The organism is Halomonas sp. YLGW01, assembly GCF_014840935.1.
GTDB lineage: Bacteria > Pseudomonadota > Gammaproteobacteria > Pseudomonadales > Halomonadaceae > Onishia.
Genome location: NZ_CP062005.1, coordinates 3,237,482 through 3,258,259, shown reverse-complemented (window position 1 = coordinate 3,258,259; position 20,778 = coordinate 3,237,482). Strand labels below are relative to the sequence as shown.

Sequence of the window (20,778 nt, the reverse complement as noted above, 5' to 3'; positions counted from 1 at the left end):
TTGCAAATGACAATCGTTATCATTAATTGCAGCTATCGAGGACACCCTCATGCCTTACCAGATCGATACCCGCCTGCGGGGCGCCAACCCCAGCCTGCAGATTCGTGATGCCAGTTCCGGCGCGGTGCGCCTGGCCTGGGAGTATCCGCGCCATATGCTGGCCGAGAGCGAGGACGAGGAGCTGCTGGCGCTCAGGCGCGAGGAAGCGATCCACGAGCTTTTCCGTCGCCTGTTCCTGCTGACCACCGAGCAGTACCTGAAGGGCGAGACCGTCGACGGCAAGGGCTCGCCGGTGTGAGGCCGGCATCGTCTCCCTCTTCCAGCGGCTGCGCCGTTGACCATGATGCGGGGCATGCCTCGAGTGTTCCCGCGTTGTGTCCGCCCACGTTATTCTCTCATTTCTCTCCTCAGCGTTGCCGTTAACCGCTCGCTCGACGTCGAGCCGTGCCAAGCAACCATCGAGGCGTTGGCATCAAGGGATGCGCAACGGTGGCGAAGTTCTCTTAATCCTGTTTAGCTAATTGCATTTTTCCTTATGGGTGCGCGGGCATTCCAACAGGGAAAGAGGGGCGGTGCTGTACCGCCGGCACCTCAGTTGCCTCATTAGCCCTAACAAGGCCAGGCACGGCGACGTCTTTTTCGTTGCGGCTTCGCCTCCAATAAAATCCGCGCATGCTGGCGGTGTTAAGTTTATATAGGAAGCAGGTTTTGCACAGAAAAACATCAATGCGACTCGTTAGAGATATATTTAAAGGCCAAAGAATTGCATTGCCCGAAGAACCTGGTGTTTACGCCTTTTGGTGGCTAGGTAAACGGGATGTGCTATTGCAGGCAAACAGGCACATCGTTCTCAAAGGTCCCGGCGAAAAGCCTGTTGATGTTAAGTTTATGGAGTGGTGGCCACCGGAAATAGAATATCCATGTCTATATGTTGGTAAGTCAACCAATATCAAAAGCCGATTTTCTTTGCATATAAAAAGAAAATGTAAAGGAAGGCTTCATCAAATACCCGTGACAAATGAAAAACAAAGAGCAGTGACTACCTCTTGTCAGTTGCGTTATGGCATAGAGCATGTGTTTCGAGAGGCCGAAGAACCCTTGGACATAATTTTTGATAACGTTGGGTTTTCATACACTACGAACTTTTCTGAAAATGCTATTGCCGAACGTTTCTTTACTGAAGATCGGCTCATTGGTACCTGGAAGCCATGGTTTAATGTTGATTCAGAGAGATGAAAAGCTTAGTAAGCCCTTTCGGCAGACTCTGTCGCTAATGCGCTTGCTCTGTTGAAGGAAACGTTACACCGGAGAGGGTCACGCAAACTGGCCCTCTACGGTGCTATTCTCCAGCGATATAGCCCTTATTCCACCAGCGCCCTCAACCGGTCCGGGAAGTTGGTAAACATGCCGTCCACACCCCAGTCGAGCAGGCGCTGCATCTGCTCGGGGTCGTTGATGGTGTAGGGGTGCACCAGCAGGCCGTTGGCGTGGGCCTGCTTCACGAAGCTTTCGTCGATCACGTCTTCGCCGTCATAGACGACGTTGGGGCCGACGCCCACGGCGTACTCGGCGATGGCCTGAAAGTCGGCGTCGGTGATCTCGGCGGGCGCCGGGGTCACGCCGGTCCATTCGGTCAGGCCCTCGCCGTCCTCGGCGGGGGAGTACCACACCAGCTGCACCAGCGGGATATCGGCGTTGAGCGCGTGGACCTGCTGCAGGCTGTCGCGGCTGAACGACTGGATGACCACCGAGCCGGACGCGACCAGCCCTTCGGCCTCCAGGGTCTCGACCAGGGCGCGCTGCAGCTCGGGGTAGCGCTCCGGCGACTTGGTCTCGATGTAATAGCGCACGTCACTGCCGTAGCGGTCGATCACCTCGTCGAGGGTCAGCAGCTCGGCGCCGGCGTAGGCGTCTTGGGCCCGCTCGGGGTGAGCCGCGTTGAACCAAGCGCCGGCATCCAGCGCTTTGAGTTCGTCGAGGGTGAAATCCTTCACCTTGCCCTCGCCGTCGGTGGTGCGATCCAGGGTGGTGTCGTGGATCACCATCAGCTCGCCGTCGGCACTCATGTGCAGGTCCAGCTCGAGGTAGTCGGCACCCATCTCGCGGGCCTGCTCGTAGGCCGGCCAAGTGTGCTCCGGCGCATGGCCGCTGGCCCCACGGTGGGCGATGATCTGGAAGTCCTGAAGGTCGGCGAGCTGCTGCTCGAGGGCATCGGCCTGGGCCGTGAGCGGGGCGGTGAGCCCGAGGGCCAGGGCGGTGGCGAGGGGGAGGCGAATGGCGATATTCATGAGCGTCCTTTTATTGAATGAGCGTGCAATAACCTAGCGTGCCGGCGGCGAGGGAGCAAGCTTGCCTCGATTACGAAGGCTGTCAGCAGCGCCCCGACATGCTTCCATGGACAGATGACCGCTTTGATATGCTTCGATGACCACTTGCGATTCACCACGCTAGGTTCTTTCTCAACAACATGCCCTTTCACAACAACAAGGAGACCCCATGACGGATTCGTCACCCTATGCACGAGCGCTGGCCGCGCTGGATGCCCTGCATGCCGAGGACCCGCGCCGGGTGGAGGCAGCGGGTGAGCACCTGCCGCTGGAGCTGTGGCATGCCGGTCGCATGAGCGCCTGGCTGGACGCGCTCGAGGAGGCGCCGGATGAACTGGTGCGGCTGGCGGTGCGGGGCCAGCACCTGCAGCGCTGGCAGGTGCCGCGCGGCGACTACCCGGAGGGCCGGGTGGGTTACCTCACCTGGCGCCGCGATCAGGGCAAGCGCGCCGGCGAGACGACGGCGGGCCTGATGCGCGAGGCCGGTTACGCGGCGGAAGACGCCGAGCGGGTGGCGGCGATGATCCGCAAGCAGGGGCTCGGGCGCGACGCGGGCACCCAGGCGGTGGAGGACTGCGCCTGCCTGGTGTTCCTGGAGAACTACTTCACCGACTTCTCCCGGCAGGTCGATCACGATCACCTGATCCGCATCGTGCAGAAGACGTGGAAGAAGATGTCGCCCGGGGCCCACGAACTGGCTCTGGGGCTGCCGATGAGCGACGAGGCGAGACGGCTGGTGGAGGAGGCGCTGGCGGGCTGAGCCCCCGACGCCTGAAGAAATGCCGGGAGAAGGGCGGCCGGGCTCTGTCGCTGGGATTCTTTCCCCGGCCCCTTCCGCCCGGCTCCTTCCATCATCCGGGCTCAGGCACCGTCGAGTCGCACCTCGAGGGTATCCTCGCGCTCACAGGGCTTGCCGTGGCGCAGGGTGAGGCGTCGCTCGCCCAGGTTCATTACCACCGAAAACAGCGTCTCCATGCGTTCCTCGGCCGGCTGGTCGGGATTGAGGTGCCGGCAGATCGACAGCGGGGCGTTGTCGTGGTCGGCGAGCATCGCGAACAGGGTGTCGGCGTCGATCGCGGCCCCCGGCGGCAGGCGCTCGCGCAGCAGCCGGTCGATGCGCGTGAGCCGGGTGCCGGAGTCCGGGCGGGGGAAGTCCTCCACCTGGCAGGTGGCGGCCTCGGCATAGAGGTGATTGGTGTGGGTGACGGCACCGCCGCGGGGCTCCAGCACGCCGGGCAGGCCGGGGTGCACCTCGAAGCCGGCGGCGCGGCCGTCGCCTGAGGCGATCAGGAAGTGGGCCGGCGAGCAGACCCGGTCATGGGTGACCACCCGGATCGCCGCATCGAACGACTCGGCCTCGAGAATCTTGCGCAGCGCCACGTGGATCGGCAGCCCCTCGCCCAGGGTTCGCGAGCGAATGGCGTTGAGGCACACGCCCACTCCATGAGCGTTCAGGCCGATCTTGGCCACCATGCCGGCCTCGCCGACGCTTACCAGCCTGGGGACGCCCTCGGGGTGCAGTTCCATCGCCACCACGTTGTGCAGCTGGTCGTGGCGCCAGTCCCAGTTCTGGGCCAGCCACTGGGTGCCGTCGCGGTTCACGGAAAACGCCGTGCAGCCGCCGCTGGCCTGAGTCAGCGAGATCTCGCTGCGACAGTTGAGGGTCAGGATATCCTCGAGGTCGAGCCCGGCTCCCCGGGCGATGCCGGCCATCTCGTCGAGCACCGCCGGGAAGCCGCGCTCGATCATCGGCAGGAAGCGCTCGGCGACCCGGCGGGCCTCGGCCCAGCGAAGGCCGACGAAGTCGTAGAACAGCCGGTCGTAGACCTCGAGGCTCGCAGTGATCAGGGCGGCGTGGGTGTGGCCGTGGGCCTCGCCGATCTCGCGGCGGGAACCGGAGAAGGCGCTGAGCATGGTGACCTCCCGAGGGACATGGCGACCCGCTCAGCCTAGCACGGGCGGGGAGGGGCCCCGGGCGAGACCTGAGCCCCGCCCGGTGCCGTCGATCAGCTCTTGCCGGGGGCGTTGTAGACGGCTTCGTCGAGCTCGCCTTCGCTCTTGCCGACCAGGGTGGTGACCATCAGGTCGCCGGCCACATTGACGCTGGTGCGGGCCATGTCGAGGATGCGGTCGATGCCGGCGATCACGGCGATGGCCTCCAGCGGCAGGCCGATCTGGGCCATGACGATGGACAGCATCACCAGGCCCGCGCCGGGCACGCCGGCGGTACCGATGGACGCCAGGGTGCCGGTGACGATGATCATGCCGTAGTCGGCCATGCTCAGGTCGACGCCCAGCAGCTGGGCGATGAACACCGCGACCACGCCCTGGTAGATGGCGGTGCCGTCCATGTTGATGGTGGCGCCCACCGGCAGCACGAAGCCGGCCACGCCCTCGGAGACGCCGAGGTTCTTCTGGGCGCAGCGCAGCGAGACCGGCAGGGTGCCGGAGGACGAGGCCGAGGAGAAGGCCACCACCAGGGCGTCGAGGATGCCCTGCAGGTAGCGCAGCGGGTTGAGGCGGCCGAGCAGGGCCAGCAGGCCCGAGTAGACCACCAGCACATGCACCACGCTCGCCAGGTAGGCCACGCCGATCACCTTGGCCAGCGGCAGCAGCACGTCCAGGCCGTAGTTGCCGGCCACATGGGCGATCAGACCGAAGACGCCGAAGGGCGCAAAGGCCATGACGATGTTGGTCAGCTTGACCATCGCCTCGGCGAAGCTCTCGAAGACGCGTACCGCGGGCTCGCCCTTCTCGCCGATCAGGGTCAGCGAGATGCCGAGGCCGATGGCGAAGACGATGATCTGCAGGATGTTGCCGCTGGCCAGGGCGTCGATGGGGTTCTGGGGCACGAGTCCCACCAGGATCTCGACCAGGCTCGGCGCTTCCTTGGCCTCGACCCCGGACTCGAAGCTCATCTCCAAGCCGACGCCGGGCTGAAAGATCAGTGAGGCCAGCAGGCCGATGGCGATGGCGAAGGCCGTAGTCAGCAAGTAGAGGGCGATGGTGCGGGCGCCGATGCGGCCCATCTTCTGGGGGTCGCGCATGGCGGTAATGCCCACCACCAGGGTGGAGAACACCAGCGGCACGATCAGCATCTTGATGGCGTTGATGAAGATATCGCCGAGCGGCTTGAAGACGCTGGCCTGCTCGCCCATCAGGGCGCCGGCCAGTACGCCGAGCGCCAGGCCGGCGAGGATCTTCTGCCAGAGGGGGATGCGTTGCCAGGCATTGCTGCCGGTGGCGGTGGCTTGATGCGACACGTAAGACTCCTTTCTGTGTTGTGGTTATGCAGCGGTGCTTGATGCTGCAAACCGACGATACTACAGAAAGGAGTGAGTGCTTATTTGCTGATAGGTAATGATTTTTTCTGTCAAAGGGACATGGTGAGCGCCGTGAGAAGGGACGTTAGAACACCTCCTCGAGCAGGTCGGTGAAGGCATCCCAGGACTGTCGGTCGGCGCGGGCATCGTAGCGTTCGCTGCCGAGCACCGTGAAGGCGTGGGGGGCACCCGAGTAGACCTGGATCTCGTAGGGGGCGCCGGCCGCCTCCAGCTCCTGGGACAGGGCGGCGACCTGGTCCATGCCGATTGCGGCATCGGCACCGCCGTGGGCGACGAGCAATGGCGGCATGTCGGCGGGGTAGGCCTGCCCCTCGGGCGTGGCGAGGCCGCCATGGAAGGTGGCGTAGCCCTTGATGTGCTCGGCGGTGCCGGCGCGCGCGAGCTCCAGCACCACGGCGCCGCCGAAGCAGTAGCCCATCACGACGGTATCGCTGGCGCCCAGTCGCTGCGCCTGGGCGAGTGCCGCCAGGGTGCGCTCGCGCATCGCCTGGCGATCCGCGTAGAGCTTGGCGGTCTCGGCCTTCTTGGCGTCGGTCTCCACCGGGCGGTTGCCGGTACCGTACAGATCGGCGGCGAAGGCGTCGTAGCCCTGCGCGGCCAGCATGTCGGCGCGGCGAATCTCGTAGTCGGTCAGCCCATCCCAGTCGTGAATGATCAGCACGCTGCCCTTGGGGTTGCCCTGGGCGACGGCGTGATAGCCCTGATAGGGCTCGCCATCGATCTCGTAGTCGACGGCCTGACCGGCCAGCGCCGGGGCGGCGGCCAGGGTCAACAGCAGGGAGTACAGCGCGGGTGCTTGCATGGAGAACCTCCAGGAGTGAGTGGTCCGCGAGACGCGGGCGTGGGCCCATGCGGTCAGTCGGCATCCTCATCGTCGGGCAGGTGGGACTCGATGGCCCGCATGGCATCGGGCAGGCGCACCATGTCGCCCAGGGCGAGCTTGTCATGCACCGGCAGGCGTTCGCCGGTCTGGGGGTCGATCAGCGCCACCACCTCGCCGATGCTGGTGTCGTCGCCGACATAGGCCTCGACCCGCACCCGCACCGTGATGCCGCGGTAGTGACCGCAGATGATGCGCCCGGGGTAGGCGGCGGGATAGTCGTCGGGGTCGCTTGCGAAGAAGGTCTTCACGCTGTACTTACCCGGGTCATCCCATTCCACGTGCTTGTGCATCTCGTGTCTCCTTGAGGCAGTGATATCCAGAGCTGGATCTTGCTTTGAGGTTAGCCACTTTTGCGACGTCCGTAGATTAGCGGTTTCCACGGGACATAAAAAAGGCTATGTCCCCGTTGCGTGTTGCACGGGACGACCCACGGCTTCTTGAAGGCAGTGAACGGGCCGTATCGTCGCTGAATACCGCTCCAGCATGCGCCGCCATCCGAGATAGTGGACGAGATATCGGGTGGCGACGCCATGGAAACGGTGCATCCAGCCTTTCAAGCGGCTGTGGTAAGCATTGACGTTCTGGATGTGAAAGGCGCCTGCACGGACACGCTGCCCGGGCTTGGCATGTACTATCTGGTGAGTGATGCCACACCGGCTGGCGAAAGCTGAGTACACACTGGCCCCGTCCGTACAAAGGACAGACTCCTGATCAACCAGCGGCGCGAGCGCCTCATGGACGTGGCGGGCATCGAGCTTGCTCAGGAGGAAATCGGCCGTGTGCCCTTCCCGGTCACGCACCACCATCACCGGAATCTGGTCGGGCCCCGTACCGCGTGTTGCGCCAACGCCACCGCGCTTGCGCGGTGGTCGTGGCAAGTGGCGTTGGCCCTTGAAGGATTCCAGAAAGAAGGTCTCATCGGCTTCCACGATGCCGGTTTCGCGGGTGTCGCTGTGTTGGGCGATTCGTGTCAGAAACCGGTGTCGCCACCGGAAGGCGGTATTCTTGCTGATACCACAACGCTGCGCCGCCGCGCGTACTGTGAGTCCCTCGATCAAGGCCTGGGCGTAATCCTGCCAGCATTCCACCCGGCGGAGACGAGCCAGTGGGGTAGCCGTCAGCGTGTTGCAGGTACGACGACATGCCCGGCACCGATAGCGGCGCAGGCCACGACTCCAGCCCCATGGGGCCAGCTGCGCGGCAGACGCCGCACAGTGCGGACAGGCCTGTAGCGCCGGAAAGGTATCGTGGAGGGCATCCTGTCGAGGCGGCTGATGAAGTCGATGTCGGAGCAGGCGTTTCTGTCGGGCATTGAGACGTGGCAGCTGACTCAACCAGTGCCGAAAGGTGTGCGTGTCCATGGGAGCTACCTCGGAGGGCCTTCACCTATCAAGGTAGCTTTTCAACACATAATGGGGACATAGCCATAAAAAAGCCCACCGCGAAGGGTGGGCTTTCGGCTCGGGCGACAGGGCGCCATGAGCGTCAAGGAAGACGGCGCTCCGTGAGGAGCGCCGAGGGCATGAATCAGCCCTTCTTGGCGCGCTTGCGCTCGTTTTCCTTGAGGTGCTTCTTGCGCAGGCGGATATGGTTCGGCGTGATCTCGACCAGCTCGTCGCTGTCGAGAAACTCGATGGCCTGCTCGAGGGTGAAGCGAACCGGCGGCGTCAGCACCAGGTTCTCGTCGTTACCCGAGGCGCGCATGTTGTCGAGCTTCTTGGCCTTGGTCGGGTTGACCACCATGTCATCGGCGCGGTTGTTGATGCCGATCAGCATGCCCTCGTAGACCTCGGTGCCGTGCTCGACGATCAGCTTGCCGCGATCCTGCAGGGCGAAGAGGGCATAGGCCAGAGCCTTGCCGGGCACCATGGAGACCAGCACGCCGTTGCGCCGCTCGATGGAAGCGTCGGGCTTGAGCTCGCCGTAGTGGTCGAAGCGGCTGGTGAGGATGCCGGTGCCGGAGGTCAGGGTCAGGAACTGACCACGGAAGCCGATCAGGCCCCGCGCCGGGATGATGAAGTCCAGGCGCACGCGGCCCTTGCCGTCCGGGTTCATGTTGGTCAGCTCGCCCTTGCGGTAGCCGAGCTCTTCCATGATGGAGCCCTGATGCTCCTCCTCACAGTCGATGATGACCTCTTCGTACGGCTCCTGCTTGACGCCGTCGACCTCACGGATGATGACCTCGGGGCGGCCCACGGCCAGCTCGAAGCCTTCGCGACGCATGCTCTCGATCAGCACCGAGAGGTGCAGTTCGCCGCGGCCGGAGACCTTGAACTTCTCGGGCGTCTCGCCCTGCTCGACACGCAGCGCCACGTTGTGGATCAGCTCCTGGTCGAGGCGATCCTTGATGTTGCGGCTGGTGACGTACTTGCCGTCGCGGCCGGCCATCGGCGAGTCGTTGACCTGGAAGGTCATGGACACGGTCGGCTCGTCGACGGACAGCGCCGGCAGCGCCTCGACGGCGGCCGGGTCACAGATGGTGTCGGAGATCGCCAGGGCATCGATGCCGGTGATGCAGACGATGTCGCCGGCGGTGGCCTGCTCGGTCTGCACGCGCTCCAGACCCATGTGGGTCATCACCTGGCCGATCTTGCCCTTGCGGGTGCTGCCTTCCTTGGTGATGACGCTGACCTGCTGGCCCGGGCTGATGGCACCGCGCTTGATGCGGCCAAGGCCGATGACGCCGACGTAGCTGTTGTAGTCCAGCGCCGAGACCTGCATCTGCAGCGGACCGTCGAGCTCGACCTTGGGCGGCTCGACGATATCGACGATGGCGCGGAACATCGGCGTCATGTCGTCGGCGAGCTCTTCCGGCTCTTCACCGGCGATGCCGTTGAGGGCCGAGCAGTAGATGATCGGGAAGTCGAGCTGCTCGTCGCTGGCGCCGAGGTTGTCGAACAGATCGAAGATCTGGTCGATGACCCAGTCCGGGCGCGCGCCCGGGCGGTCGATCTTGTTGACCACGACGATCGGCTTGAGGCCCTGATCGAAGGCCTTCTGGGTCACGAAGCGGGTCTGGGGCATCGGGCCATCGACGGCATCGACCATCAGCAGCACGGAATCGACCATCGACATCACGCGCTCGACCTCGCCGCCGAAGTCGGCGTGTCCCGGCGTGTCCACGATGTTGATGTGGTAGTCCTTCTCGTCCTTGGCATCGTGCCAGCGGATCGCGGTGTTCTTGGCCAGGATGGTGATACCGCGTTCCTTTTCCTGGTCGTTGGAGTCCATGATCCGCTCCTGACCTTCGGCCTTGCGGTCGAGGGTGCCTGACTGGCTGAGGAGCTTGTCGACCAGGGTCGTCTTGCCGTGGTCAACGTGGGCGATGATGGCGATGTTGCGAAGATTCTCGATCACGAAGGGATCCTGCTGCGAAAATTGGGCGACATTATAGTATCCGGGCCGGTGCGGCTACCAGCGCTATGCGCGAATTCACGCGGCCGATAGCCCCAAGTCCTTGATCTCCAGCCCTGGATGCCCGGGCCTGCCGGCCCGACATGCACATGACATCCGGCATGGCGGGCCCGTTCGGCGCTGGCCGCACGACGCAGATGCTGTGCAGATGCTGTCGTCGCCCCAGTGTGAGGGGCCTGGCGGTGAGTCTGGCAGGGCGCGAGGGGGATCCGGGGATACTCTCTCGTTGCTTGTCGTTGCTGCTGGTTTGAGGGTGTCCGCGGGATTATAGCGGTACTTCCACGATGCGCGCGTGACAGGCACGCAGACGCTCCACCAGGTCTTCGTGGGCGGTGCTGTCGAGGGCGGGGTCGAAGCCCCCGATGCGCTCGAACCACTGGCGGGCGACGCACAGGGTACCGGGTGGTCGGGAGACATGCCACAGCCGCCGCAGGTTCGTCAGCAGGGCAGGGCTATGCGGCTGGAAGATCACTGCGTCCCACGCCTGGTGATCGAGCAGCTGGTTGACCCGGTCGAGCCAGTCGCTGCGTAGTCGCCCGTGGGGCGAGAGAAAGACCAGGATGGTGGCCGAGTTGGTACGGGCGGCGGCGTTGCCGCGAGCGCCGATGGTGTCCTGGTCGCAGGCCGTGAAGCGTCCCCCGAAGCGCCGGCTGAGAGCCGTCAGGCGAGCCTCATCGGTGGGGCCGATGACCAGGATGTCGACCCGCGACGGGTGTCGTCTCGCTGCCTCGCTGAGGGTCGCCAGGCAGCGTGGCAGGTGGGCGCCCAGGAGCGTGGAATCGACAATGATGCTGTAGGCATTCATCTGCAGCGACGCTCCTGAGTGAACGAGGGCGGCCGACCTCGGGGAGGGCGCAGTGCAGAGAGGAGTGCCGCCACCTCCAGGCAGTCAGATCATGCCGGGGCCATTGTTGTGTAATAAAGTGTAGCTTTTGGTTTCCCTGGGTATCAATAACCTCTTTTCCTGATATGGCGGCCCGCAGGGCCCGGCGAGGACTCATCCAAACTGGTGGGCAGGCTAAACACAGGGGGCGGTGCCGGCGGCGATCTATCATGGTGCATTAATGGTTTGCTCTGTTCTATTTTGGTGCACAAGCCGGAGTGAACGATCCCTGCCAGGCGCCGAAATCGCCGGGCTTTAACCGCTGCCTCTTTGCGATGCACTTGAAAAACTCTTTTTTATCAATTGGTTGTTGATTTTTCTGTGGCGTGGTGCGCCATTTTGGCACGTCCCCTGCATTATTCTCCCCAAGTGACATGACGCAGTGACATGACGCGATTCATGTCCTGTATCGGCGGCCATGGGCCTCTCGCCTCTGGCATGGTACAAACGAGGCGTTTCATTTCGCCGCCGAGGCGAAACGCAGCTCGAAGGACCTCGCCGGACACACACGCCAATCACAAGAGCCATCGCTCATCCTCTGGAGGACACCATGTCTGATAAGACCCTCGCACTGATCGAAGAACACGACATCAAGTGGGTTGACCTGCGCTTCACCGATACCATCGGCAAGGAGCAGCATGTCACCATTCCGGCCAGCTCCGTGGATGAGGAGTTCTTCGACAACGGTCAGATGTTCGACGGTTCCTCCATCTCTGGCTGGAAGGGCATCAACGAGTCCGACATGATCCTGCGTCCGGAAGACGGCAGCGCCTACCTGGACCCGTTCACCGAAGACGCTACCCTGGTACTGCGCTGCGACATCATCGAGCCGGCCACCATGCAGGGCTACGAGCGTGATCCGCGCTCCATCGCCAAGCGCGCCGAGGCCTACCTGCAGTCCACTGGCCTTGGCGACACCGCCTTCTTCGGCCCGGAGCCTGAGTTCTTCATCTTCGACGAGGTGCACTGGAAGTCCGACATCCAGGGCGCGATGTACAAGATCACTTCCGAGGAAGGTGCCTGGGCCACCGACAGTGCCGTCGAAGGCGGCAACCTGGGCCACCGTCCGCGGGTCAAGGGCGGCTACTTCCCGGTTCCGCCGGTGGACAGCTTCCACGACATGCGCGGCGCCATGTGCAACACCCTGGAAGCCATCGGCCAGAGCGTCGAGGTGCATCACCACGAGGTCTCCAACGCCGGCCAGAACGAGATCGGGGTCAAGTTCAACACCCTGGTCAAGAAGGCCGACGAAGTGCAGTCCATGAAGTACGTGATCCACAACGTGGCGCACGCCTATGGCAAGACGGCCACCTTCATGCCCAAGCCGCTGGTCGGTGACAACGGCTCCGGCATGCACGTCCACCAGTCCTTCTGGAAGGACGGCGTCAACCAGTTCGCCGGCGACGAGTACGCGGGCCTGTCCGAAATGGCGCTCTACTACATCGGCGGCATCATCAAGCACGCCCGTGCGCTGAACGCCTTCACCAACGCCTCCACCAACTCCTACAAGCGTCTGGTGCCGGGCTTCGAGGCGCCGGTGATGCTGGCCTATTCGGCTCGCAACCGCTCCGCCTCCATCCGTATCCCCTACACCGCCAGCCCGAAGGGCAAGCGTGTCGAGGCCCGCTTCCCGGACCCGACCGCCAACCCGTACCTGTGCTTCGCGGCGATGCTGATGGCCGGTATCGATGGCATCAAGAACAAGATCCATCCGGGCGATGCCATGGACAAGAACCTCTATGACCTGCCGCCGGAAGAGGGCAAGGCCATCCCGACCGTCGCCGAGAGCCTGGACCAGGCGCTGGCGGCGCTGGACGCCGATCGCGGCTTCCTGACCGAGGGTGGCGTCTTCACCGATGACATGATCGATGCCTACATCGAACTCAAGGAAGAGGACGTCGAGCGTCTGCGCATGACCACGCATCCGATCGAGTTCGACATGTACTACAGCTGCTAACGACAGCTGCTGATCGACGCCTGCCGGCCCTGTCGGCAAGCGTTGGCCAATCGGCTCAAGGGGACCGCTCACGCGGTCCCCTTTTTGGTTACACTCGAGGTAGTCAGCAGCGGACACCGCCGGTGGGCGGCATAGCCAGCAGCCAGGGAGAGCAAGCGATGCGAGGAGCTAGAAGGACGGCGGGAGTCCTGTTGATGGCCGTGTTAATGCCGTCGGTGCAGGCCGCCACGGTGTATCGCCACGTCGATGAGCAGGGCAACGTCAGCTACTCCGACCGCCCGCAGCAGGGGGAGGCGGTCGAGCTGGCGCCGCTGACCGTGGTGCCTGCGCCGCGCGCCTCCTCAACGTTCACCGGTCGCGACACCGCCAAGGCGGCTACGCCGTCGCCACCCTTCCTGCCCTATTCCACCTTCCGCATTGCGTCTCCCGGCGACGAGCAGACCCTGCCGACGGGCTATGCCGGCAATGTCCAGGTCGAGGTCGCCATCGAGCCGGCCCTGCGGGAGGATCATCGGGTGCGCCTGCTCCTCGATGGTCGGCTCAGTCAGTCGGCCCTGCACTCCGACGCCTTCATGCTCACCAATCTGGACCGAGGCGAGCACCAGTTGGTCGCAGAGCTGCTGGATGCCGATGGCCGCGTGCGCCATCGTAGTGAGCCGGTCACCCTCTTCGTGCAGCGCGCCAGCGTCAACCTGCCTCGCAATCCCCAGTAACGCCCCTCGGACTCCAGTCAGCTCCCCCCGGTCACCCGGTGCCTCCTGCCCGATGGGCGTGGCGCTGGGTGATCGTGATGGTCCTCGTTCACGAGACGGATGGCTGAGACCCCGGGGCTCGTGCTCGCGCCGATTCGATGCCGCCGGTTCGATGACAGGCGCCGACCCTCGCGGCGTCGTGAGGCGTGCAGTGAGGCGACACCAGGACTCGTTCTGCACTAATATGGTGCACATGTGCGGTCGCCATGGTCTGCCAGGGCCGGCGTGACCGCCTCGGCAAGGCTGGCGCGCTTCTTGCAGAGCAATAGGAAATGCTGACCGAGTGAAGGGCACCATGTATCAACGTCTGCTGGAGCACCTGAGTGCCGCCGTCCTGCTGCTGGATGGTGGTCTTCGGGTGCGCTGGATGAATCCCGCCGCCGAGGCGCTGCTGGCCGTCAGCCTCAAGCGGGTTCACGGCACCTGTCTCGAACCGCTGGAGGGCATCGACGGCGCCATCGCCGAGGTGCTGTGCAAGGCCCGCGATGAGCTGCATCCCTTCACCCAGCGGGAGGCGGTGCTGACCACCGGCAGCGGTGAGGTGGTCACCGCCGACTTCACGGTCACGCCGCTGTCGCAGCAGGAGCTGCTGCTCGAGATCGAGCCCCGCGACCGCCTGATGCGCATCTCCCGGGAGGAGGCGCTGATTGCCCGCCAGCAGACCATCAAGACCCTGACCCGCGGACTGGCGCACGAGATCAAGAATCCCCTGGGGGGCATCCGAGGGGCCGCCCAGCTGCTGGAGCGCGATCTGCCGGACCCGTCGCTTGCGGAGTTCACCCGCATCATCGTCGAGGAGGCGGACCGCCTGCGCGATCTGGTCGATCGCATGCTCGGTCCCAACCAGCCGGTTCATGATGCGCTGTTCAACATTCACAAGGTGCTCGAGCGGGTGCGCTCCCTGATCGTCGCCGAACACCCGGACGTGCAGCTGGTGCGCGACTACGACCCCAGCCTGCCGGAGCTTGTGGGGGACGAGGCGCGGATGATCCAGGCGGTGCTCAACATCGCCCGCAACGCCGTCGAGGCCATGGGCGAGGCCGGCACCGAGGCCCCGCGCCTGACCCTGCGCACCCGCGCCCGGCGCCAGTTCACCCTCGGCTCCGAGCGCCATCGGCTGGTCTGCGAGGTGGCGATCATCGACAACGGCCCGGGAGTCCCCGAGTCGCTGCGCGAGACCCTGTTCTTCCCGATGGTCTCCGGCCGCGCCGAGGGCAGTGGCCTGGGGCTGTCCATCGCCCAGTCCATCCTGCACAAGCATCAGGGGCTGATCGAGTGCGACAGCGAGCCGGGCGCCACCGAATTCCGGTTGCTGGTGCCGCTGGATGCCTCGTCTTCCCGTTCGGAGGACCGGCCATGAGGGTTTCTACCGTTCTTATCACTGCTCACGCCCCGACCCTGCTGGAGGCATCATGACCGACCCCGCGCGTATCGTTATCGTCGACGACGACCGTGCCATCCGTTGGGTACTGGAGCGCTCCCTGGCGCAGCCGGACCTGGCGGTCGAAAGCTTCGAACGCGCCGATGCGGCGCTGGCCAGTCTGGAGGCCTCGCCCCCCGACGTGCTGGTCACCGACATCCGCATGCCGGGGCTCGATGGCCTCGAGCTGATGGCCAGGGTCCGCGAGCGCCATCCGAACATGCCGGTGATCGTGATGACCGCTCATTCGGATCTCGACAGCGCCGTGGCCTCCTACCAGGGCGGCGCCTTCGAATACCTGCCGAAGCCCTTCGACGTCGACGAGGCCCTGGCCCTGGTGCGTCGCGCCGTGGCCCATGCCCGGGAGCGTCAGCGCCCGGCCGAGGCACCGGTCGGGCTGAGCGCCGAGATCATCGGCGAGGCGCCGGCCATGCAGGAGGTGTTTCGCGCCATCGGCCGGCTCTCCCACTCGCATATCACCGTGCTGATCAACGGCGAATCCGGTACCGGCAAGGAGCGGGTCGCCCAGGCCCTTCATCAGCACAGCCCCCGGGCCGGACAGCCCTTCATCGCCCTGAACATGGCCGCGATACCCAAGGACCTGATGGAGTCCGAGCTGTTCGGCCACGAGAAGGGCGCCTTCACCGGCGCCGCCGCCCAGCGTCGCGGACGCTTCGAGCAGGCCGACGGGGGCACCCTGTTCCTCGACGAGATCGGCGACATGCCGCCGGATACCCAGACCCGCCTCTTGCGGGTGCTGGCCGACGGCGAGTTCTATCGGGTCGGGGGCCATGTATCGGTCAAGGCCGACGTGCGCATCATCGCCGCCACCCACCAGAACCTCGAGACCCTGGTCAGCGACGGTCGCTTCCGCGAGGACCTGTTCCATCGCCTCAACGTGATCCGCGTGCACCTGCCGACCCTGGCCGAGCGCCGGGAGGACATCCCGCGCCTCACCCAGCACTTCCTGGCCGAGGCGGCCAAGGAGCTGGCCACCGAGACCAAGGTGCTGACCCCGGAGGCCGAGGCGCACCTCACCCGTCTGCCCTGGCCCGGCAACGTGCGCCAGCTCGAGAACACCTGCCGCTGGCTGACCGTGATGGCCTCCGGGCGCGAGGTGCTGATCGACGACCTGCCGCCGGAGCTGCGCTCCACCGAGGGCACCGAGACGGCCGCCGGCGATTGGCGCAGCGCCTTCCGCGACTGGGCCGACCGGGCGCTGGCCGGCGGCCAGACGCATCTGCTCGAGGAGGCCGTGCCGGACTTCGAGCGCATCCTCATCGAGACGGCGCTCAAGCACACCGGCGGGCGCAAGGGTGAGGCCGCGGAATTGCTGGGTTGGGGTCGCAACACTCTGACCCGAAAATTGAAGGTGCTGCTGCCGGCGCTGGCCGACGACTGAGAAGGGCTCGGCTGGAGGCGCAACACCTGCTTGTCATACCCCCCGGCAAGCTGAAGGCCCTACTGCCGGCATTGACCGACGATTGAGGACGTCGCTGTCGGTGCGGCCGGGCGACGGAGGGCTGTCGCCGGCCCGATGCCACAACGCCGACCCCGGTTACCCGGGGTCGGCGTTGTCGTTAAGGGCTCATGGCCGGTCGCGGCTCACGGCTCACGACTTACGGTTCTGGATTCATGACGGAAAGGAGAACTGGGCACCCTCGCGGATGCCGGCCGATGGCCAGCGCTGGGTGACGGTCTTGCGCTTGGTGTAGAAGCGCACGGCGTCCGGACCGTAGGCGGCGAGGTCGCCGAACAGTGAACGCTTCCAGCCGCCGAAGCTGTGGTAGGACACCGGCACCGGCAGCGGTACGTTGATGCCCACCATGCCGACCTGGATGCGGTCGCTGAAGTAGCGGGCCGCCTCGCCGTCACGGGTATAGAGGCAGGTGCCATTGCCGTACTCGTGATCGTCGATCAGGCGCATGGCGGCGTCCATGGAGTCGACCCGCACCACCAGCAGCACCGGCCCGAAGATCTCTTCGAGGTAGCAGGTCATCTCGGGAGTCACCCGGTCGATCAGGGTGCCGCCGACATAGAAGCCGTTCTCATGGCCCGGTACCGTCACCCCGCGTCCGTCGACCACCAGCTCCGCGCCCTCGCGCTCGGCCCCGTCGATATAGCCACAGACCTTCTCCTGATGGGCGCGGGTGATCACCGGGCCGAAGTCGTTCTCGGCGGCATGGAAGGGGCCGACCTTCAGGGTCTTCATCGCCTCCTGCATCTTGGCGATCAGGGCGTCGGCGGCCGCGTCGCCCACGGCCACAGCCACGGACAACGCCATGCAGCGCTCGCCCGACGAGCCGAAGGCGGCCCCGGTCAGCGAGCTGACCACGTTGTCCATGTCGGCATCGGGCATCACGATGGCATGGTTCTTGGCGCCGCCCAGCGCCTGGCAGCGCTTGCCGTTGGCGCTGGCGCGGCTGTAGATATACTCGGCGATCGGCGTGGAGCCGACGAAGCTCACGGCCTTGACCCGGTCGTCGTCGAGCAGGGTGTCGACGGCTTCCTTGTCGCCGTTGACCACGTTCAGCACGCCGGTGGGCAGGCCCGCCTCCAGGGCCAGCTCGGCGATGAAGAGTGCCGAGCTGGGATCGCGTTCCGAGGGCTTGAGCACGAAGGTATTGCCGGTGGCGATGGCCATGGGATACATCCATAGCGGCACCATGGCCGGGAAGTTGAAGGGCGTGATGCCGGCGACCACACCCAGCGGCTGGAACTCGCTCCAGGAGTCGATGCCGGGGCCGGTGTTCTTGCTGTATTCGCCCTTGAGCAGTTCCGGCGCCCCGCAGGCGTATTCGACGTTCTCGATGCCGCGGGCGAGCTCCCCCTGGGCGTCGTGGACGATCTTGCCGTGCTCCTGGCCGATCAACCGGCAGATCTCGTCGGCATGCTGCTCCAGCAGTGCCTTGAAGCGGTACATGACTCGCGCCCGTTTGGCGGGCGGGGTGTCGCGCCAGGCCGGGTGGGCCGCCTCGGCGGCGGCGATGGCCTCCTCGACGGTGGACTTGCTGGCCAGGCTGACCTGGCCGGCGACCTCGCCGGTGGAGGGATTGAAGATGTCCTGGGTGCGTCCGTCGCGGTCGACGCGGGTGCCGTTGATCAGATGGCCAAGCGTGGTCATGGGGTTTCTCTCCAGAGGTGGATATTGGGTGTCGATGCAGTGAGCCCCCGATGACGGCCATCGGAAGCAAGACAGAGCGAGGGTCCTTTGCCATGGATGGCAAAAGTAGCGCCCAGGGAAGGGTTCACCGCGCCCTCGCGGCGTCTTGCTCCCGAATGCGCCCGCTGCGCTTGCCGGGCAGGGGCGTTAGGGGGCACGGCGTCAGTCCAGCTCGCCGATGGCATCGCCCAGGGCGTTGATCAGCCGGTCGATCTCCTCGCGCTCGACGATGAAGGGCAGGCCTAGCTGGATGGTGTCGCCGCCGTAGCGGACGTAGAAGCCCTTCTCCCAGCACTTCATGGCGATCTCGAAGGGCCGGCGGGCCGGCTCGCCGGGGTAGGGCTCGATCTGCAGGGCGCCGGCGAGGCCGTAGTTGCGAATATCGCTGATGTAGCGAGTGCCCTTGAGAGAATGCAGGGCCTCCTCGAACACCGGCGCCATCTCCCGCACCCGGTCGACCAGGCGCTCGTTCTCGAGCACGTCCAGAGCCGCCAGGGCCGCGGCGCAGGCCACCGGATGTCCCGAGTAGGTGTAGCCGTGGGGCAGCTCCATCATGTAGTCGAGGCCACCCTGTTCCATGAAGGTCTGGTAGATCTCGCCCTGCACGATGACCGCGCCCATGGGCACCGCGCCATTGGTCAGCTGCTTGGCGACGTTCATGATGTCCGGCACCACGCCGAATTCCTGGGAGCCGGTCATCGACCCCATGCGCCCGAAGCCGGTGATCACCTCGTCGAAGATCAGCAGGATGTCGTTGGCATCGCAGATCTCGCGTAGCCGCTTCAGGTAGCCCTGGGGCGGCGGGATCACCCCAGCGGACCCGGCCATGGGCTCGACGATCACCGCGGCGATGTTGGAGGCATCGTGCAGCGCGATCAGCTCCAGCAGATCCTCGGCGCGCTCGGCGCCCCGTTCGGGCATGCCGCGGGTGAAGGCGTTTTCCTTGAGCAGGGTATGCGGCAGATGATCGGCATCGACGCCCTGTCCATATAGGGTGCGGTTGGCCCCGATGCCGCCGACGCTGAAGCCGCCGAAGTTGACGCCGTGATAGCCCTTGCTGCGTCCGATCAGCTTGGTCTTGGTTGCCTTGCCCTTCTTGCGCCAGTAGGCGCGGGCGATCTTCAGCGAGGTGTCGGCACTCTCGGAGCCGGAGCCGGTGAAGAAGACGTGGTCGAGGCCCGTGGGGGTCAGGCCGCGGATGCGGTGGGCCAGCTCGAAGGCCTTGGGGTGGCCGTACTGGAAGGCCGGGGCGTAGTCGAGCTCATGCAGCTGGCGGGACACCGCCTCGGCGATCTCGGGGCGACAGTGCCCGGCGCCGCAGGTCCACAGACCGGAGAGGCCGTCGAAGATGCGACGCCCGTCGGCCGCCGTGTAGTAGCTGCCCTCGGCGCCGACGATGATCCGAGGATCACGCTTGAACTGACGGTTGCCGGTGTAGGGCATCCAGTAGGCATCCAGCTGCTCGGCGGTCAGTCCCGCGGTGGGCCCGGAAGGACGGTCTGACATGGCAATTCCCCCTCTTGTGGTGGTGTCGGTTGCCTTTAACGCTAGCCTGGCGTCGAGCGCAGATAAGTTAAATCTAGAGATGTTGAATCTCATGTAAGCGTAGAGTTAACTTTCAGGGGCGCCCGGTGCGGCTTTCAGGGGCGTCCGGCGCTGCGCCGGACCACGCCTCACACCTTTTACTTCACACCACGCAAGGGGAGCACCATGGCACGTCGCAAGGAGGCCCTGACAGGCTCGCTTGGCGACACCGATCTGCGGCTGCTGCGCATCTATCGCCGGGTCGTGGAGTGCGGCGGCTTCTCCGCCGCCGAGGTGGAGCTGAACATCAGCCGGGCTGCCATCAGCATGGCGATGAGCGACCTGGAGACGCGCCTGGGGCTCCGGCTGTGCCAGCGGGGGCGCAGCGGCTTCGCCCTGACCGACGAGGGGGCCGAGGTCTATGCGGCCACCCTGCAGCTGCTGGCGGCGACGGAAGGCTTTCGGACCCGGGTCAACGGCCTGCATGCCTGGCTCAAGGGCGAGCTGAACATCGGCATCACCGACAACCTGGTGACCATGCCCGAGATGTATATCACCGATGCGCTCAGCGCCCTCAAGGAGCGCGGCCCCGAGGTGCGCATCAACATCCGTATGATCCCGCCCCACGATATCGAGCTCGCCGTGCTGGACGGCAGCCTGCATACCGGGGTGGTGCCCGCGCTCAAGACCCTGCCCGGGCTCGACTACCTGCCGCTCTACGAGGAGACCTCGCGGCTCTACTGCGCCTCCGGCCATCCGCTGTTCGAGGCCGAGACGGTATCGGACGCGGCGCTGGCGCACTGCGATGCCGTGCTGCCGGCCTATGCCCAGCGCCCGGAGATCAAGGCGCAGCATGAACCGCTCAGGGCCGCCGCCTCGGCCACCGACCGGGAGGGCATCGCCTTCCTGATCCTCTCCGACCGTTATATCGGCTACCTGCCGACGCACTATGCCGAGCGCTGGGTGCGGGATGGCCGGATGCGGGCGCTGGCCCCGCAGACCCGGGGCTACGTCACCCGCTATTGCGCCATCACTCGCAAGGGCGCGCCCCCCAACCGGGTGCTGGAGAGCTATCTCGAGGCGCTGAACGCGCTGATCGCGTCCTGAATGC

The 20,778-nt window shown here is 65.3% G+C and carries 18 protein-coding genes; 8 read left to right on the top strand and 10 right to left on the bottom strand.

Features of this window, described 5'->3' with window-relative positions; translation table 11 throughout:
- Nucleotides 1-49: 49 nt before the first annotated feature.
- Together IEJ03_RS14895 and IEJ03_RS14890 are read left to right on the top strand one after the other, a co-directional pair.
- Nucleotides 50-298, top strand: coding sequence for a hypothetical protein (locus tag IEJ03_RS14895; protein ID WP_192035582.1), 249 nt, complete (start codon nt 50-52; stop codon nt 296-298).
- A 374-nt stretch (nt 299-672) separates the two neighbouring features.
- Complete coding sequence (locus IEJ03_RS14890) at nt 673-1,236, top strand: hypothetical protein (protein ID WP_192035581.1); 564 nt, start codon at nt 673-675, stop codon at nt 1,234-1,236.
- Between the two features lie 125 nt (nt 1,237-1,361).
- On the opposite strand, the gene IEJ03_RS14885 is transcribed toward IEJ03_RS14890, so the two are convergent.
- A complete protein-coding gene (locus IEJ03_RS14885) occupies nt 1,362-2,288 on the bottom strand; it encodes a glycerophosphodiester phosphodiesterase (protein WP_192035580.1) in 927 nt (308 codons plus the stop codon).
- A gap of 208 nt (nt 2,289-2,496) precedes the next feature.
- Between IEJ03_RS14885 and IEJ03_RS14880 the strand changes: the two genes are divergently transcribed.
- Entirely contained in the window at nt 2,497-3,087 is a 591-nt protein-coding gene (locus IEJ03_RS14880; protein WP_192035579.1) for a DUF4202 domain-containing protein, read from the top strand.
- A gap of 101 nt (nt 3,088-3,188) precedes the next feature.
- Here the strand turns inward: IEJ03_RS14880 and IEJ03_RS14875 are convergent, their stop codons facing one another.
- From IEJ03_RS14875 to IEJ03_RS14845, 7 genes are all read right to left on the bottom strand, one after another.
- Nucleotides 3,189-4,241, bottom strand: coding sequence for a C45 family peptidase (locus IEJ03_RS14875; RefSeq protein WP_192035578.1), 1,053 nt, complete (start codon nt 4,239-4,241; stop codon nt 3,189-3,191).
- Nucleotides 4,242-4,333: 92 nt separating this feature from the next.
- Nucleotides 4,334-5,590: a dicarboxylate/amino acid:cation symporter gene (locus tag IEJ03_RS14870; RefSeq protein WP_192035577.1), complete on the bottom strand. Its 1,257-nt coding sequence runs from the start codon at nt 5,588-5,590 to the stop codon at nt 4,334-4,336.
- A 145-nt stretch (nt 5,591-5,735) separates the two neighbouring features.
- Nucleotides 5,736-6,473 (bottom strand): dienelactone hydrolase family protein, encoded by a 738-nt coding sequence (locus IEJ03_RS14865; protein ID WP_192035576.1) that lies wholly within the window; start codon nt 6,471-6,473, stop codon nt 5,736-5,738.
- A 53-nt stretch (nt 6,474-6,526) separates the two neighbouring features.
- Nucleotides 6,527-6,844 carry a hypothetical protein gene (locus tag IEJ03_RS14860; RefSeq protein WP_192035575.1) on the bottom strand — a complete coding sequence of 106 codons (318 nt, stop codon included), beginning with the start codon at nt 6,842-6,844 and terminating at the stop codon, nt 6,527-6,529.
- A gap of 105 nt (nt 6,845-6,949) precedes the next feature.
- On the bottom strand, nt 6,950-7,915 hold the full coding sequence (locus tag IEJ03_RS14855) for an IS1595 family transposase (RefSeq protein WP_192035574.1): 966 nt from the start codon (nt 7,913-7,915) through the stop codon (nt 6,950-6,952).
- Nucleotides 7,916-8,081: 166 nt separating this feature from the next.
- Nucleotides 8,082-9,911, bottom strand: coding sequence for a translational GTPase TypA (gene typA, locus IEJ03_RS14850; RefSeq protein WP_192035573.1), 1,830 nt, complete (start codon nt 9,909-9,911; stop codon nt 8,082-8,084).
- Between the two features lie 322 nt (nt 9,912-10,233).
- Nucleotides 10,234-10,773: a hypothetical protein gene (locus IEJ03_RS14845; RefSeq protein ID WP_192035572.1), complete on the bottom strand. Its 540-nt coding sequence runs from the start codon at nt 10,771-10,773 to the stop codon at nt 10,234-10,236.
- Nucleotides 10,774-11,401: 628 nt separating this feature from the next.
- Between IEJ03_RS14845 and glnA the strand changes: the two genes are divergently transcribed.
- The 4 genes from glnA to glnG all read left to right on the top strand — a co-directional run bounded on the left by glnA (nt 11,402) and on the right by glnG (nt 16,382).
- Entirely contained in the window at nt 11,402-12,808 is a 1,407-nt protein-coding gene (glnA, locus tag IEJ03_RS14840; protein ID WP_242457992.1) for a glutamate--ammonia ligase, read from the top strand.
- Nucleotides 12,809-13,002: 194 nt separating this feature from the next.
- On the top strand, nt 13,003-13,521 hold the full coding sequence (locus tag IEJ03_RS14835) for a DUF4124 domain-containing protein (RefSeq protein ID WP_242457991.1): 519 nt from the start codon (nt 13,003-13,005) through the stop codon (nt 13,519-13,521).
- Between the two features lie 334 nt (nt 13,522-13,855).
- Complete coding sequence (gene glnL, locus IEJ03_RS14830) at nt 13,856-14,920, top strand: nitrogen regulation protein NR(II) (protein WP_192035570.1); 1,065 nt, start codon at nt 13,856-13,858, stop codon at nt 14,918-14,920.
- 52 nt (nt 14,921-14,972) lie between these two features.
- On the top strand, nt 14,973-16,382 hold the full coding sequence (glnG, locus tag IEJ03_RS14825) for a nitrogen regulation protein NR(I) (RefSeq protein WP_192035569.1): 1,410 nt from the start codon (nt 14,973-14,975) through the stop codon (nt 16,380-16,382).
- A 231-nt stretch (nt 16,383-16,613) separates the two neighbouring features.
- Here glnG and IEJ03_RS14820 read toward each other — a convergent pair whose 3' ends face one another.
- Nucleotides 16,614-18,104 carry a CoA-acylating methylmalonate-semialdehyde dehydrogenase gene (locus IEJ03_RS14820; protein ID WP_192035568.1) on the bottom strand — a complete coding sequence of 497 codons (1,491 nt, stop codon included), beginning with the start codon at nt 18,102-18,104 and terminating at the stop codon, nt 16,614-16,616.
- A 201-nt stretch (nt 18,105-18,305) separates the two neighbouring features.
- A complete protein-coding gene (locus tag IEJ03_RS14815; protein WP_192035567.1) occupies nt 18,306-19,649 on the bottom strand; it encodes an aspartate aminotransferase family protein in 1,344 nt (447 codons plus the stop codon).
- A gap of 204 nt (nt 19,650-19,853) precedes the next feature.
- Between IEJ03_RS14815 and IEJ03_RS14810 the strand changes: the two genes are divergently transcribed.
- Nucleotides 19,854-20,774 carry a LysR family transcriptional regulator gene (locus IEJ03_RS14810; RefSeq protein ID WP_192035566.1) on the top strand — a complete coding sequence of 307 codons (921 nt, stop codon included), beginning with the start codon at nt 19,854-19,856 and terminating at the stop codon, nt 20,772-20,774.
- The last annotated feature ends 4 nt before the right edge of the window (nt 20,775-20,778 follow it).

Bases quoted from the DNA above. Each gene is read 5' to 3' on its own strand.
- IEJ03_RS14855 (WP_192035574.1), bottom strand. From the start codon at position 7,915: ATGGACACGCACACCTTTCGGCACTGGTTGAGTCAGCTGCCACGTCTC.
- IEJ03_RS14890 (WP_192035581.1), top strand. From the start codon at position 673: ATGCTGGCGGTGTTAAGTTTATATAGGAAGCAGGTTTTGCACAGAAAA.
- IEJ03_RS14815 (WP_192035567.1), bottom strand. From the start codon at position 19,649: ATGTCAGACCGTCCTTCCGGGCCCACCGCGGGACTGACCGCCGAGCAG.
- glnL (WP_192035570.1), top strand. From the start codon at position 13,856: ATGTATCAACGTCTGCTGGAGCACCTGAGTGCCGCCGTCCTGCTGCTG.
- IEJ03_RS14895 (WP_192035582.1), top strand. From the start codon at position 50: ATGCCTTACCAGATCGATACCCGCCTGCGGGGCGCCAACCCCAGCCTG.
- IEJ03_RS14880 (WP_192035579.1), top strand. From the start codon at position 2,497: ATGACGGATTCGTCACCCTATGCACGAGCGCTGGCCGCGCTGGATGCC.
- IEJ03_RS14835 (WP_242457991.1), top strand. From the start codon at position 13,003: ATGGCCGTGTTAATGCCGTCGGTGCAGGCCGCCACGGTGTATCGCCAC.
- glnG (WP_192035569.1), top strand. From the start codon at position 14,973: ATGACCGACCCCGCGCGTATCGTTATCGTCGACGACGACCGTGCCATC.
- IEJ03_RS14820 (WP_192035568.1), bottom strand. From the start codon at position 18,104: ATGACCACGCTTGGCCATCTGATCAACGGCACCCGCGTCGACCGCGAC.
- glnA (WP_242457992.1), top strand. From the start codon at position 11,402: ATGTCTGATAAGACCCTCGCACTGATCGAAGAACACGACATCAAGTGG.
- IEJ03_RS14860 (WP_192035575.1), bottom strand. From the start codon at position 6,844: ATGCACAAGCACGTGGAATGGGATGACCCGGGTAAGTACAGCGTGAAG.
- IEJ03_RS14875 (WP_192035578.1), bottom strand. From the start codon at position 4,241: ATGCTCAGCGCCTTCTCCGGTTCCCGCCGCGAGATCGGCGAGGCCCAC.
- IEJ03_RS14810 (WP_192035566.1), top strand. From the start codon at position 19,854: ATGGCACGTCGCAAGGAGGCCCTGACAGGCTCGCTTGGCGACACCGAT.
- IEJ03_RS14845 (WP_192035572.1), bottom strand. From the start codon at position 10,773: ATGAATGCCTACAGCATCATTGTCGATTCCACGCTCCTGGGCGCCCAC.
- IEJ03_RS14865 (WP_192035576.1), bottom strand. From the start codon at position 6,473: ATGCAAGCACCCGCGCTGTACTCCCTGCTGTTGACCCTGGCCGCCGCC.
- IEJ03_RS14885 (WP_192035580.1), bottom strand. From the start codon at position 2,288: ATGAATATCGCCATTCGCCTCCCCCTCGCCACCGCCCTGGCCCTCGGG.